Consider the following 12,833-nt stretch of genomic DNA (forward strand, 5'->3'; position numbering starts at 1 on the left):
TAGCAAAAGGCAAGACGATGAACCTATTTACAAAGTGACGAGAAAATGACAAAACTGTAAGAATGCACGAATGTTTGTAAGAAAGTTCGATGTTTTCCTGTTTCTTTTTTTATTAAAGTGAAAAAGGAGGGATTTGAAATGTCTTTTTCTCAATTCAATATTGATATTTTTCGAGCACTTAATGATTTAGGTAAACAATATTCATTCCTAAACCCGGCCATCGTATTTTTGGCAGAATATATGGTATATATTTTTGCTTTAATTATTTTAGCTTATTGGTTTACTGGGTCCAGAAAAAGTAGGATGATGGTTATTCAAGCGATGGTTGCTTTTGTAATTGCTGAAGTAATCGGGAAAATAGCAGGGAAATTCCATCTGAATTATCAACCGTTTGCAGTATTGCCTGATGTTAATAAACTTGTTGACCATGCTGTAGATAATTCATTTCCTAGTGACCATACGATTCTCTTTTTTTCAATTTGTTTTTCGTTTTGGCTTGTTCGTAAAAAAACTGGATGGCTATGGCTTATACTTGCACTTTGTATAGCGATCTCTCGTATTTGGGTAGGGGTTCATTATCCTTTTGATGTTGCAGTAGGGGCTTTAATAGGGTGTATTTCAGCGGTAATTTCGTATTGGTTAGTACCGAAATTCTCTTTTATTAGGCAATTACTTACTCAATATGAAAGAGTAGAGAAACAAGTTTTACCATTCAAAAACAAATCAAAGGGGTTGTAAGTACAGTCCTTTATCATCTCCATTACTATTCTCCACAAGTTGAATGGACCAAAACATCCAATACAGCCAAGAAGACGAAAAGAAATAGATAGTACGTCTAGGTAATAAGCTATTTTATTACCTAGATGCATGATCTAAATACTGTTCCGTTCACATTTTAAATGTATCGTTATTGCAGAATTAAACCTACAATCATAATGAAACTAAATAGTATCATCCAACCAAACGCACAATAGCCAAAGAATCTAATCCATTTTGGTAATTGATTCATGTTAACTTTATTTGTGGGAACCCCTTGCATAAAAAACATCATTTTTTGATCTCTATCCCTATTATTTTGTTGTTCATACATAAAATCATCACCTTTCTAGAACCATTGTGTTTATAGTATATCAGTTTGAAAAAAATTATGTATAAGGGCTAGTTTGCATACGAATCATCCTTTATATTTAATCTTTAAGTACAGCCTATCACAAAAGATTTTTAAATTAATCTGAAAATCCTAAATTAAAAAATTCATCGATTACCTAAGTTGAAACCGTGTGCTTTCACATCAATTAACAAACAGAAAAAGGATTTTTGATTTAACTCTTAGAATATCATTCTATTAGGAGTTCGTTCATATGAATTGTTTTTTGATTACTTTTGATAATAACTAGGAAATATAGAAAGGTTGTGAATTTATTTGGTAGGTTATAAAGCTATGCTGTTTGATTTAGATGATACGTTACTTAATAGGGATATGGCCGTAGATACATTGTTTTTATTTGTTTTAGAAAAGTGTTATGAGGATGTTAGTGATACAGTCAAAAACAATATGCTACAGAAATTTAAAGAATATGATAAAAGGGAATACGGCATGAGTGATAAAACGATAGTTTTAGAATCATTGTTTGATGAATTTCCGCCGAAGTATAGATTACCACGCAATTACATTGAAGATTTTTGGAATGAAAAATTCCCTAAATGTTTTTCAATAGACAAAAATACTATTCATTTCTTAAATCATATAAAGAAGCACTTTAAAGTTGGAATTATAACAAATGGTTCAAGTCAGAGGCAAAGGGCTAAAATAATTAACACGAATTTAAACAATTACTTTGATACGATCATTATTTCTGAAGAAGTAGGATTTAGTAAACCGGATAAACGTATATTTGAACTAGCATTAAATAAGCTTAATGTGCAACCAGAAGATGTATTATTTGTTGGAGATGACTTAGAAAAGGATATTGCTGGTCCTCAAAATGTAAATATAAAAGGGATATGGTTTAATCCTCATAGAATCACAAATAAGACTGAAATAAAACCGTATTCTGAGATTGACACTTTTGATAGTTTATTAGGTTATATTACTCCGCAATATTTTTATAATAAGTAAAAATATTGCGGAGTAATGAATTTTATATTCTAAACAAATAATTAAGAAAGATTTCATTTACCGCATTGTAAGTAAAAACAAAGAAACACTTAAAGCTCTACTTAAGGGCAGTGATTTTATAGAAACACTCATTACTGGTAAATGTTTAAGAAATAAACAAACTAAAAATACAAGTAAGGAATGTATTCTTAATCTCGCATTGCCCCCGCCTCTCGAGAAGTCATTGCTCCTTGTCCTGCTCTTACATCATTTTGAATTTCTTGTTTTACTTTTTGCGCATCAGTTGTAGCAAAATCTGATTTCATATTAGAAGCAGACTTTATAGCTTTTTTAGGATATTGCATACAAACCCTCCTCAATTTAATACTTTACAAACTTATTATTTACAAAAATACACTCTTCATCCCACGAATAGTTGAACGCATTTTACTTAAATTAAAGTAATAATTATATCCTGTTATATCCCTTTTCACGTCACTCATGATTATAAACATTCTATACAATATAGAAGAACTGACGTTTGTGTTAAACTAAGAAATGAACAAAGGGGGAGTTTTCTTGAACAATTATAATGATACGATCCGAAATTTAGACAATATATTTTACAAACCTAATAATTTAATGATAACGAATGTAAAAGAAGAAAAGCAAAACGCAGAATATGCAGGATGTATATTTAACTTAAATAACAAAACCATTCGTTTTAGAAAATCAAAAATTACTCCTAATAAAATTGGTCAATTTGTTTCTTTTTGGGAGAAAGATGACAATATGCAAAATCAAGCGTTTTCTTATGACGCTGCTCCTGATTTATTAGTTATCACTTGTATAGATGATAATAAACTAGGACAATTTATTTTCCCTAAAGAGATTCTTCTTAAGGAAAAAATCTTGAGAACAGAAAACCAAAAAGGCAAGATGGCTATGAGGATTTACCCTATATGGGATACTCCTGTTAGCAACCAAGCTAAAAAGAGCCAACTGTGGCAAATTCAATATTTTGTTGATTTAAGCGATCATAATAATTTACCTATAGACGAACTATTAAATTTGTATTCGTAGCTTCTTATCTTAAGTAATCTTGTGAGTTAGACTTTTTGTACCGGTACAGTTAAACGAAATGTACATTGTTTCAGTACCCCATCAAATTTACAATCAACATATACTATTTTAACTTATACATTTTAAGGGGTGCTGACTATGACAAGTCTACAACATAAGCTGTTTACAAGATTGAATCTCGCAAAGCGTACTGAAGTGAAATTTGAGGAATTAAATACAATTCTCTTTGCATTTGCACACACTATACCATTTGAGAATTTAGATGTAATAGCACGTAATACGAATGCAATTACTATGGAAAATTTACAGAATAAAATTTCAAATGGATCCCGTGGCGGACTTTGTTATGAATTAAATACGCTTTTTTATTACTTTTTAAAAGATTGTGGTTATGATGTACAACTCGCATTAGGTACCGTATATAAAAATGATAGAAACGCATGGGCACTTGAGAATGGACATATAACGATTATTCTAAATTATGATAAAGTACGATACGTAATTGATGTAGGTATTGCCTCACTAGTACCTCTAGTCCCTGTACCTTTTACTGGTGAGTCTGTTTCTTCTAAAAATGGTACGTATCGAGTGAGACAAAAAGATACGAGTAAAGGGAATTACGTTCTAGAAAGAAAAGATACGAATGGTGAGTGGAAAGTTTGTCATGCTTTTTATAATCGTATCATTGATGAGGCAGTAGTAAATGATGTTCAAAAAAGAGTAATAGAAGATGAGAAATCTATTTTTAATAAAGGACCGATTGCAGTCAAATTGACGGAATCTGGCCATGTCTCTTTAACAAATACTAGTTTAACTACAATGATTCACGGTGAAAAAACGAAACGTGAAGTTACAGAAGAGCAATATAGAGATCTTTTATATACTTTATTTGCTATTGAGTTATGATAAAACAAATAGCTAGCCGGTTCTTATGAAGAATCGGTTATTTTAATTTAAAACAATTATTAAAGTTTGATTTTCTTAATAGATATAATACACTAGAACAGTATGAAAAAGTATAAACAACGAATTTTGAATGTAAAGGAAGATTTTCATGTCAATTATCGATAAATTGAAACTTAAGAAGTATACGAATATGGTTGTTATTAATGAACCAAGTGATTACGAAGTTTTTACAGGAAAAGAAACTGTATTTTCAAAAGAGCACGATGCCATTTTTATTTTTGTAGAAACACTGGATGAAATGGTGAAACAAACGAATTATATTATTAGTAATGAAGAATTATTAATTGAAAAAGGATACGTATTCTTCGCATATCCGAAAAAAGGTAATTCTCGCTACAGTACGTTTATTCACCGTGATGAGATGTTTCCAGTATTAAACGTTGGAGAAGATGGATATGTGGGAGAAAGCGATATTAAATTTGCGCGAATGGTAAGCATGGATGATGTTTTTACTGTTGTAGGTTTAAAGCGTGAGAAGAAAAAAGCGACGAAAACGCCTGCAATGAGCCAATGTGTAGCTGATTATGCAGATCGAATTCAAGATGTTGAATCTTTATTAGCTAATCACCCAAATGAACTTAAGTTTTATCAAAGTTTAACACCTGGATATCAAAAAGATTGGGCACGTAATTTGTTTTCTGTAAAATAAGAAAAAACACGTGAAAAACGTCTTGAGAAAATGATTGAAATTCTTTCGCAAGGATATAAAACGATTGAATTATTTCGTAAAAAGAAAAAGTAAGACTAGGCAATTCACAATGATGCAACAATTAATTGCACTTGGCACATTGAAAAAAGGATTCCTTTCAGTATACTAAAGTATGTTCTTATATTTAAATAATTAGCAAAAGAGAAAAGGTGTTTGAAATGAAATCGTATATTGTAGTTGGAGCGGGTATTTTAGGAGCGTCTACTGCTTACCATCTTGCTAAGGCTGGCGCGAATGTTACTATCGTGGATCGTCAACAAGTAGGTCAAGCAACTGATGCTGCAGCAGGTATTGTCTGTCCATGGCTTTCGCAACGTCGTAATAAAGCATGGTATAAAATCGTTAAAGGCGGTGCACGTTACTATTCTTCGTTAATTCAGCAATTAGAAGATGACGGTGAAACAGACACAGGTTATAACCGTGTAGGTGCAATTAGTTTACATACTGATGAGAAAAAACTTGATCAAATGGAAGAGCGAGCGTATAAACGTCGTGAAGATGCCCCAGAGATTGGTGAAATCACTCGCTTATCAGCTGAAGAAACAAAAAAATTATTCCCAGCATTATCAGAAGAATTTAGTTCTGTTCATATTAGTGGTGCTGCAAGAGTAAATGGAAGATTATTACGTAATGCATTAATAAGCGCTGCGAAAAAACATGGTGCAACTTTTATAAAAGGAGATGCAGTATTAGTCCGTGAAGGTAATCATATTACGGGAGTTATAGTAAACGATGAAACTATTTTAGCAGAAAAGGTTATTGTAACTGCAGGTGCATGGGCGAACGAAATCTTAAACCCTTTAGGAATTAATTTCTTAGTTACGTTCCAAAAAGGACAAATTGTTCACTTGCAAATGGAAAATACAGCAACAGAAAATATGCCAGTTGTTATGCCGCCAAATGATCAATACATTTTAACATTTGACAATGGCCATGTCGTAATTGGTGCAACACATGAGAATGATACTGGTTTCGATCACCGTGTAACGGCTGGTGGTTTAAATGAAGTATTCCATAAAGCATTAACAGTTGCACCTGGCTTAGAAGATGCTACTATGCTTGAGACAAGAGTTGGATTTAGACCGTTTACTCCAGGATTCTTACCTGTTATCGGACCACTTCCTAACTTCGACGGTATTCTTGTTGCGAACGGATTAGGAGCTTCAGGTTTAACTGCTGGTCCATATTTAGGATCAGAACTCGCTAAATTAGCGCTAGGACAACCAATTGAATTAGATTTAAACGATTATGACGTTGCAGGCGCAATTGAATAACACCAGGTTGAAGAATTAGATAGTTTATGAAAAATAAAATTCTTCAAAAATAGAGGGCTGACACCATAAACCTGCATTATTCATGTAGAATTATGATGTCGGCTCTTTATTCATATGTATTTAAAGCCTATTTTCGAGAGGAGGTTAAGCAATGAGAGCACCATATCAAGTATTAATATTTCCTTATATAAAAATTGATGACTCTATTCAATATGCGATTTTCAACCGAAGTGATTATGGTTATTGGCAAGGTATAGCTGGTGGTGGAGAAGACGGTGAGATTCCTATTGAATCAGCAAAACGTGAAGCGTTTGAAGAGGCTGGTATTACAAGAGAATGTTCATATATACAATTAGATTCTGTGTCTTCACTACCAGTAGAGGATGTAGTTGGAGAGTTCCTTTGGGGAGATGACGTTTATGTAATAAAAGAATTTTCGTTTGGAGTTAAAGTACCTACAAAAAACATCTCATTATCTAAAGAACACTTGAATTATAAATGGCTATGCTTTGAGGAAGCCGTAACGTATTTGAAGTGGGATAGCAATAAAACAGCATTGTGGGAATTAAACAAAAGACTATTAAAACAATAAAAGTGTTAGCTAACAAAGATAGTAGTGGAACAAGAATTGAACAATTTAAAAAAACAAATATAGATTTGGCATGACCAATGAACTGAGAACTTGCACTTAGAAAAGCCTTATACAGTTGCCTCTGAAAAAATAAAAATAGTTAGAAATATTTTTTATTGTATGGTTTTTGGCTCTGAATAGCGGAATACATATTAAGTATTCAACAGTTCAAATAAAATTCGCTTAGTGTATATTTTCGTTAAAATGTGGGTAAGCCCCTTTTAGCAAAACCGGAGTGGAAACGATGAGTATAAATAGTTTTGTGGGATTGATAAAGGATGAATTATTAAAAGAGGTAATCATAAGAAGTGAGGACAAATTCGAGCCTGTAGTAGTTAAAGATATTCCTAGACTTTGGAAGTGTTTAGGGAAAGGTAATTATGCTGCAGTATTCATGCACAGAGAATTCAAAGATTGGGTAGTGAAAGTTTACGCGCGAGAAGGAGAAGGAATTGAAAAAGAGTCAGAAGTATACCGCAAAATCGGAAATCATCCTTCTTATTCAAAGCTTATATATAAAGGAGAAAATTTCATAGTATTGAAACGTTTAAAAGAAATTACCTTATACGATGCTATTCATAAGGGGATTAAAATTCCTAAGCAGGTAATCCTTGATATAAATAAAGCTTTAGAGTATGCAAGGAAACAAGGATTAACTCCTTGTGATGTTCACGGAAAAAATGTGATGATGGAAAAAGGAAGGGGATATGTAGTCGATGTATCTGATTTCTTAAAAACAAAAGAAGATAGTAAGTGGAGAGACCTAGAAAAGGCATATTTTACATTTTATTTGCCTTTCATTTATAAATTGCCTTTCCCTGTTAAAATACCGTATTTTATGTTAAACATTGTTAGACGTTCGTATAGAAAATATAAGAAACTTAAAAAGAAATTCGAATTGTAAAAAGATCACATACTTATAAGTAGACCACTAGTAAACAAAAGGACCGTACATATTAGACATTTCTAAAATGTACGGTCCTAATCTTATATATTTTTTTATTAGTTATTTCACTATCAATTCCAAAACGGGATATTTTGAATAAATGAAACCGTCAAAATAAGTGTTGATGCGGAACCAGCAGTTAATAGCATTACTATTTTTCGTCCATTCTGTTCTTTTGAAGGTTTTATAAGTTCTGTAATCAACACAATCCATATTATTATAGAAATTATAGAAATAATATTTATAGACATATGTAACACATCCCTTCGTGTTTTTACATAAACATTTCTTTTTATAAATTAAAAGCAGTTTAACAATAAAATATGTACAGCATTATAAATCAATATTTCCCTGTTAAACCACCTTTTTTAAATAGAAATACGACTGATAAAATAATAACAACAGCCTTCAAACTGCCCCAATATGGATAAATAGCATAATCTGTTAGATTAGCATGCTGAAAAATGTTCTCTAATCCAAAAATCCCAATAATGACCGCTAAAAGAAAAGCAGCTTTTCCAATAGTTGTATTACGATAGAGGGTAAATAAATATAGCGCAAATATAAGTGGTAAGATGACTTGTAGTAAAAGTGTCATAAGTAGCCCCCTAGTTTATTTATAATTACATTATATACAAAAATGTAATAAAAAGGAATGCTACTTATTTGATACTAATAAGATCACTCTAATCATACTCTTCTATTAAAAAGAATATAAAGGGGGGTAAAGTTAATTGACAAAAGTTAAGGTTCATTTACGACCCATTGTTCATAACATAAATTTACCGACTGTCATAAAAACAGCAATACTTCCAGGTGAATCAGTTGAAAGACTATTTATCGCAACCCAATTAGGAGAGGTTTTTTACATAGGAGATGGAGTCATAAAAACATTTTTAAATATTCGTCAACGTATTATTAAATTAGGTACATCTGAAGAAGGTGTCTCTAGTAGCGGCTATGATGAACGGGGATTGCTTGGACTTGCGTTTCATCCACAATTTTATCAAAACGGTTTATTTTATCTTCATTATTCAGTAGCTGGAACTCAAGGACCCGGTGCACTTTCTGAACAATTTAAACCGAATCCTTGTGACCCAAAAACTTTAAACTTAAAATGGCTAAATAGAGATACGCAATATGATCATATTGATACAATTGAAGAATGGATTTTACAGTCAAACGGGCAACCTCAAAAACGTAGAACATTACTTCATATAAAACGCCCATTTTTTAATCATAATGGAGTAAATACTTTAAACTTTTCTCCAGAGACGGGGAAACTTGTATTTACAAATGGAGATGGTGGGTCGGGGTATGATCCGTTTAATTTAAGCCAAGATGATTTAGAAATAGCAGGTAAAATAATTGAAATCGATGTAAGTAGAGATACATTCATAAATAATCCTCCAGTAGTTACACGCTTTAATGAACTTCCTCTATCGATACAAGAAACACTTACAGTAATTGCGAAAGGCGTCCGTAATATAACCGGTATTTCATTCCAAAGGTTTTATAATCAATATATTAAATATGCAGGTAATGTCGGACAGGATATTGTAGAGTCTATTTTTTCATTTGTTCAATATAAACCAATTCCGGTTACCGAACTTATTAAAATGCATGTAATGAGGTTCACTTCTAATCAAGATGGATTTATTAATTTTGGTTGGAGAGGATGGGAAGGAGAATTACCTACTTCTTTTATACGACACTGTGCTGATCATCCTACTTTAGATGAGAGAACAATGGTTTATTATGATGAAACAATAGAATTATCCGCAAAGCGTATGCAGCCACTCATTAGTTATTTTCATAAAGACCCGAGACCAGATAAGTTTGGAGGAACTTCACTTACAGGCGTTCAGCCATATATGGGAACTGCAATCCCAAATCTATATGGTAGCGTTGTATTTACTGATCTTGCTAAGAAAGAAGAATCTCGGCCGCCAGTTAAAGGTGTTTTAGCATATACTAGAGCCGGTATAGATGGTAAACATACTGACTTTCATGTTATTGAAACCAATTATGATTTTGGTACGCAAGCAGCTTATTATATGAGTTTAGGAACAAATTTGGATCAAACTAGTTTATATTTAGGAGTTTACGGTTCTATGAAAGTAACTGATTTTAATAAAGGTACCATATTTGAAATTATTCCTTAAAAAGATATACACTTATAGTTTATCCCCTAAAGGTCTTCTTTATAAACGTCTATTGTATTGTGGTTGATAATAAGCAGAAAGCAAATCATAAACAACTAGTGTATGAATAATATAGAAAGTGATGAATGAGATATCTTTAGGGGGTATATTGATGCATCGGTTTGTACGTTATTGGTGTCAACTTATGATAGAGAATGATGCGAACTTTGTTCATAAAAGAAAATTGTCCCTAGCAAATAAGCTAGTCATTACAGCTTTAATGAGTGCTTTAGCCACCATGTTTCAAGCAGCGGGGAATTTAATTCCTGGTATAGGGTTATTCATTAGTCCTTTTGCGACATTACCAATTTTTTTGGCTATTTGCTACTCTATTCGTGAGGGAGTACTTTCTTATATCCTTACTATTCTCTTATTATTTATTATTGAGCCAAGTGAACTAATTGTTTTCCCCTTTACTACAGGTTTATTAGGTATAGCTTTAGGGCTTTCCTTTATACAATTCAAGAGGAGAATTTGGGTTGTTTCCTTTTCTGCGATTTGTTTACTTATAGGAATTATGATAGTTCTCGATATTTTCCGTTTTCCCGTGCTAGGTCCTACTATTCATACAACTATGGATATAAAAATTATTTCATCTATATTTATACTGAGCTTTCTATACTGCTGGATCTATGCAGGGCTTTGTAGCATATTGTTGAATAGAGTATATAAAGCATTGTTTTAACAATTGTATAGAATGGAGATTTAAAACATGTATAACGTTGCAATTAGGAGACCAAATTCGGATGATTTAGAGGAACTTCACTTGTTTTTCCGTATAGTTATTACGAATACATATAAAGACGAAGGATTATCACAACAATTGGATGACATAGAAAATGAAATTAACATGAAAAAGCAATATTTGAAAACAGATTTTGATAGTAACGGAGAAAAACGTTACTTTTTATTAGCAATTGACACAAATAACGATAAAATCATTGGAACAATTGAAGTTGGCCCAGCAAGTACATTGATTACTAGTTGTACAAATGGTGTACTTAAGGATTTGTATGAAATAGGAACTGTATTTATACTTCCGGATTATCAAAGAAAGGGTATCGGGAGTTTACTACTACATACAATGTTTCTTACGTTACTTAGCAGAGGAATAACGGAATTCTGTTTAGATAGTGGATACAGAAAAGCGCAAAGTATATGGACGAAGAAGTTTGGAGAGCCTAGTTATGTACTAAAAGATTATTGGGGAGAATCAAGTGATCATATGATTTGGAAGAAGAGTTTACACGATACACCTATAATATTTGAATTATAAAATGAAATATGCCTATGAACGTAGCTTTTCTTACATATGTATGCTATTATTTATCTTTATAATAAAAGAGGACGTGAATGAACTTGATTAAAATTAGTATCCCTGAAGTTGATGTTACAATTACTGAACGTAAACAAGTTATTAGAGGAGACGAGCCAAGAATTACGCCAATCAATGGTTTTATCGATTTCCACTTGTTCCCTAGAGATAAAGGCGGCATTTTTATGTTTTACAATATTAATGACGAACTACTTTTCGTAGGTAAAGCTCGTAAAATTAGACAACGTATTAAGAAGCATTTCGAAGACAATGTTTCACCAATTAAAAATCACCGTGATGAAGTATACCGCATTGATGCATGTATCGTAGAAGATCCAACAGAAAGAGAAATTTATGAAACATATATCATTAATAAATACAAAGCAAAATATAACGTTGATAAAGTATTCTATAAATAAGTAATAAAAAAACAATCCTAGCACATAGAGTGGGATTGTTTTTTTATTTAAAATTAGTCCTCATATTTTTCTACTTTTTTTAAATGATTCGCAACAATAAAACAGCATACTCCTATACATATAAGTACAATTCCAATCGTTTCATGTTTTCCCAAAAAGAAAGGAATATCAGAAATAACATTTGTCATACATAACCCTACAAACACAAGGATCGGTCCTAGCCAAAGTAATACATTGCCGAATTTTGTGTGCTTCCACATAATAACCCTCCTCAATCCTCTTTACATATATATCCATAAAATGAAAGTAAATTCATAGAGAAATATAGTTTTTTTCATATCGAAAATTTAACCTTCATATATTGGTACAAGCAAACAAGAAAGGGGACCATCATGAATTGGTTAGAAGCTTTTATATTAGGGATTATACAAGGTTTAACAGAGTTTTTACCGATAAGTAGTACAGGTCATCTTTATTTAGGAAGACATTTGTTTCAATTAGATGAAGCAGGATTGTTTTTAGATACGATGCTGCATATTGGCACTTTACTTGCAGTGTTTATTTATTACAAAAAAGAATTTATATATTTAATCAAAAATCCATTTTCAAAACTAATGCTATTACTTATTGTCGGGACGATACCTGCGGTTGTAATTGGATTGTTATTTAAAGACTTTTTTGAGGATATTTCAAAAACAGGTATTACGATTGGTTGGGAGTTTTTAGTGACAGGGTTCTTTCTCTACATGGCAGATAAACAAAAGAATGGTCGTAAAAAAATGGACGACATTACATATAAAGATGCATTTATCATCGGTTCATTTCAAGCGGTTGCTATTTTCCCTGCAATTTCTCGTTCTGGTATGACAATCGTCGCTGCATTATGGAGAAAGTTAGACCGCGAAACCGCAGCTTACTTTTCTTTTTTATTATCAACGCCAGCCATTGTCGGAGCAATCATTTTGCAATTTGTAGATGTTTTTCAAGGGAAAGCAGAATCTATTTCTAGTACATCTTTAATTGTTGGAACGTTATCAGCTGCGTTTTTCGGTTACATAGCTGTTTCGTGGATGATTCAGTATTTAAAACGCCACTCCTTAAAAGTATTCGCTTATTACGTCTGGGGATTAGGTATTTTAATTTTAACATTACAATTTACTCATGTGTTTTAATTATAATGATAAAGAA

Annotated in this window: 17 protein-coding genes and 1 pseudogene; 13 read left to right on the forward strand and 5 right to left on the reverse strand. The window is 32.1% G+C overall.

The window, feature by feature from the left end:
- The first annotated feature begins 138 nt into the window (after positions 1-138).
- Positions 139-738, forward strand: a complete 600-nt coding sequence (locus PDQ68_RS22370) for an undecaprenyl-diphosphatase (RefSeq protein WP_016717640.1) — start codon at positions 139-141, stop codon at positions 736-738.
- Between the two features lie 169 nt (positions 739-907).
- Here the strand turns inward: PDQ68_RS22370 and PDQ68_RS22375 are convergent, their stop codons facing one another.
- On the reverse strand, positions 908-1,090 hold the full coding sequence (locus PDQ68_RS22375; protein WP_014893663.1) for a hypothetical protein: 183 nt from the start codon (positions 1,088-1,090) through the stop codon (positions 908-910).
- Between the two features lie 351 nt (positions 1,091-1,441).
- Between PDQ68_RS22375 and PDQ68_RS22380 the strand changes: the two genes are divergently transcribed.
- A complete protein-coding gene (locus PDQ68_RS22380; protein WP_255846643.1) occupies positions 1,442-2,119 on the forward strand; it encodes an HAD family hydrolase in 678 nt (225 codons plus the stop codon).
- A 188-nt stretch (positions 2,120-2,307) separates the two neighbouring features.
- On the opposite strand, the gene PDQ68_RS22385 is transcribed toward PDQ68_RS22380, so the two are convergent.
- On the reverse strand, positions 2,308-2,463 hold the full coding sequence (locus tag PDQ68_RS22385; RefSeq protein ID WP_001199986.1) for a hypothetical protein: 156 nt from the start codon (positions 2,461-2,463) through the stop codon (positions 2,308-2,310).
- Between the two features lie 193 nt (positions 2,464-2,656).
- Between PDQ68_RS22385 and PDQ68_RS22390 the strand changes: the two genes are divergently transcribed.
- From PDQ68_RS22390 to PDQ68_RS22415, 6 genes and pseudogenes are all read left to right on the forward strand, one after another.
- Positions 2,657-3,181, forward strand: a complete 525-nt coding sequence (locus PDQ68_RS22390; RefSeq protein WP_073531024.1) for a MepB family protein — start codon at positions 2,657-2,659, stop codon at positions 3,179-3,181.
- 138 nt (positions 3,182-3,319) lie between these two features.
- A complete protein-coding gene (locus tag PDQ68_RS22395) occupies positions 3,320-4,087 on the forward strand; it encodes an arylamine N-acetyltransferase family protein (protein WP_016717637.1) in 768 nt (255 codons plus the stop codon).
- A 148-nt stretch (positions 4,088-4,235) separates the two neighbouring features.
- Positions 4,236-4,889: pseudogene (locus PDQ68_RS22400) on the forward strand (YdeI/OmpD-associated family protein).
- 125 nt (positions 4,890-5,014) lie between these two features.
- Positions 5,015-6,130, forward strand: coding sequence for an NAD(P)/FAD-dependent oxidoreductase (locus tag PDQ68_RS22405; RefSeq protein WP_000844363.1), 1,116 nt, complete (start codon positions 5,015-5,017; stop codon positions 6,128-6,130).
- Between the two features lie 151 nt (positions 6,131-6,281).
- A complete protein-coding gene (locus PDQ68_RS22410; RefSeq protein ID WP_061182363.1) occupies positions 6,282-6,722 on the forward strand; it encodes an NUDIX hydrolase in 441 nt (146 codons plus the stop codon).
- A gap of 283 nt (positions 6,723-7,005) precedes the next feature.
- Entirely contained in the window at positions 7,006-7,665 is a 660-nt protein-coding gene (locus tag PDQ68_RS22415) for a protein kinase family protein (RefSeq protein ID WP_270786966.1), read from the forward strand.
- 113 nt (positions 7,666-7,778) lie between these two features.
- On the opposite strand, the gene PDQ68_RS22420 is transcribed toward PDQ68_RS22415, so the two are convergent.
- Positions 7,779-7,958 carry a hypothetical protein gene (locus PDQ68_RS22420; RefSeq protein WP_016717634.1) on the reverse strand — a complete coding sequence of 60 codons (180 nt, stop codon included), beginning with the start codon at positions 7,956-7,958 and terminating at the stop codon, positions 7,779-7,781.
- An 89-nt stretch (positions 7,959-8,047) separates the two neighbouring features.
- A complete protein-coding gene (locus PDQ68_RS22425; RefSeq protein WP_061182517.1) occupies positions 8,048-8,305 on the reverse strand; it encodes a hypothetical protein in 258 nt (85 codons plus the stop codon).
- 136 nt (positions 8,306-8,441) lie between these two features.
- Here PDQ68_RS22425 and PDQ68_RS22430 point away from each other — a divergent pair, with 136 nt between their 5' ends.
- The 4 genes from PDQ68_RS22430 (at position 8,442) to PDQ68_RS22445 (ending at position 11,645) form a co-directional block, all read left to right on the forward strand.
- On the forward strand, positions 8,442-9,872 hold the full coding sequence (locus PDQ68_RS22430) for a PQQ-dependent sugar dehydrogenase (RefSeq protein ID WP_016717633.1): 1,431 nt from the start codon (positions 8,442-8,444) through the stop codon (positions 9,870-9,872).
- 151 nt (positions 9,873-10,023) lie between these two features.
- The gene (locus PDQ68_RS22435; RefSeq protein WP_061182518.1) at positions 10,024-10,596 is read left to right on the forward strand and encodes a YybS family protein; all 573 of its coding nucleotides are present in this window, start codon (positions 10,024-10,026) and stop codon (positions 10,594-10,596) included.
- 27 nt (positions 10,597-10,623) lie between these two features.
- The gene (locus PDQ68_RS22440; RefSeq protein ID WP_000282922.1) at positions 10,624-11,187 is read left to right on the forward strand and encodes a GNAT family N-acetyltransferase; all 564 of its coding nucleotides are present in this window, start codon (positions 10,624-10,626) and stop codon (positions 11,185-11,187) included.
- 77 nt (positions 11,188-11,264) lie between these two features.
- Complete coding sequence (locus PDQ68_RS22445) at positions 11,265-11,645, forward strand: nucleotide excision repair endonuclease (protein ID WP_016717632.1); 381 nt, start codon at positions 11,265-11,267, stop codon at positions 11,643-11,645.
- 53 nt (positions 11,646-11,698) lie between these two features.
- On the opposite strand, the gene PDQ68_RS22450 is transcribed toward PDQ68_RS22445, so the two are convergent.
- Positions 11,699-11,905, reverse strand: a complete 207-nt coding sequence (locus PDQ68_RS22450; RefSeq protein ID WP_016717631.1) for a hypothetical protein — start codon at positions 11,903-11,905, stop codon at positions 11,699-11,701.
- A 132-nt stretch (positions 11,906-12,037) separates the two neighbouring features.
- Between PDQ68_RS22450 and PDQ68_RS22455 the strand changes: the two genes are divergently transcribed.
- The gene (locus PDQ68_RS22455) at positions 12,038-12,817 is read left to right on the forward strand and encodes an undecaprenyl-diphosphate phosphatase (RefSeq protein ID WP_061182519.1); all 780 of its coding nucleotides are present in this window, start codon (positions 12,038-12,040) and stop codon (positions 12,815-12,817) included.
- The last annotated feature ends 16 nt before the right edge of the window (positions 12,818-12,833 follow it).

Source organism: Bacillus cereus group sp. Bc010, from assembly GCF_027716745.1.
Lineage (GTDB): Bacteria > Bacillota > Bacilli > Bacillales > Bacillaceae_G > Bacillus_A > Bacillus_A pacificus.

What these genes read in the sequence shown, in the direction of transcription:
- PDQ68_RS22415 (WP_270786966.1), top strand. Translation starts at nt 7,006, where the DNA reads ATGAGTATAAATAGTTTTGTGGGATTGATAAAGGATGAATTATTAAAA.
- PDQ68_RS22455 (WP_061182519.1), top strand. Translation starts at nt 12,038, where the DNA reads ATGAATTGGTTAGAAGCTTTTATATTAGGGATTATACAAGGTTTAACA.
- PDQ68_RS22375 (WP_014893663.1), bottom strand. Translation starts at nt 1,090, where the DNA reads ATGTATGAACAACAAAATAATAGGGATAGAGATCAAAAAATGATGTTT.
- PDQ68_RS22450 (WP_016717631.1), bottom strand. Translation starts at nt 11,905, where the DNA reads ATGTGGAAGCACACAAAATTCGGCAATGTATTACTTTGGCTAGGACCG.
- PDQ68_RS22420 (WP_016717634.1), bottom strand. Translation starts at nt 7,958, where the DNA reads ATGTCTATAAATATTATTTCTATAATTTCTATAATAATATGGATTGTG.
- PDQ68_RS22405 (WP_000844363.1), top strand. Translation starts at nt 5,015, where the DNA reads ATGAAATCGTATATTGTAGTTGGAGCGGGTATTTTAGGAGCGTCTACT.
- PDQ68_RS22435 (WP_061182518.1), top strand. Translation starts at nt 10,024, where the DNA reads ATGCATCGGTTTGTACGTTATTGGTGTCAACTTATGATAGAGAATGAT.
- PDQ68_RS22385 (WP_001199986.1), bottom strand. Translation starts at nt 2,463, where the DNA reads ATGCAATATCCTAAAAAAGCTATAAAGTCTGCTTCTAATATGAAATCA.
- PDQ68_RS22370 (WP_016717640.1), top strand. Translation starts at nt 139, where the DNA reads ATGTCTTTTTCTCAATTCAATATTGATATTTTTCGAGCACTTAATGAT.
- PDQ68_RS22425 (WP_061182517.1), bottom strand. Translation starts at nt 8,305, where the DNA reads ATGACACTTTTACTACAAGTCATCTTACCACTTATATTTGCGCTATAT.
- PDQ68_RS22440 (WP_000282922.1), top strand. Translation starts at nt 10,624, where the DNA reads ATGTATAACGTTGCAATTAGGAGACCAAATTCGGATGATTTAGAGGAA.
- PDQ68_RS22390 (WP_073531024.1), top strand. Translation starts at nt 2,657, where the DNA reads ATGAACAAAGGGGGAGTTTTCTTGAACAATTATAATGATACGATCCGA.
- PDQ68_RS22380 (WP_255846643.1), top strand. Translation starts at nt 1,442, where the DNA reads ATGCTGTTTGATTTAGATGATACGTTACTTAATAGGGATATGGCCGTA.
- PDQ68_RS22410 (WP_061182363.1), top strand. Translation starts at nt 6,282, where the DNA reads ATGAGAGCACCATATCAAGTATTAATATTTCCTTATATAAAAATTGAT.
- PDQ68_RS22445 (WP_016717632.1), top strand. Translation starts at nt 11,265, where the DNA reads ATGAACTTGATTAAAATTAGTATCCCTGAAGTTGATGTTACAATTACT.
- PDQ68_RS22395 (WP_016717637.1), top strand. Translation starts at nt 3,320, where the DNA reads ATGACAAGTCTACAACATAAGCTGTTTACAAGATTGAATCTCGCAAAG.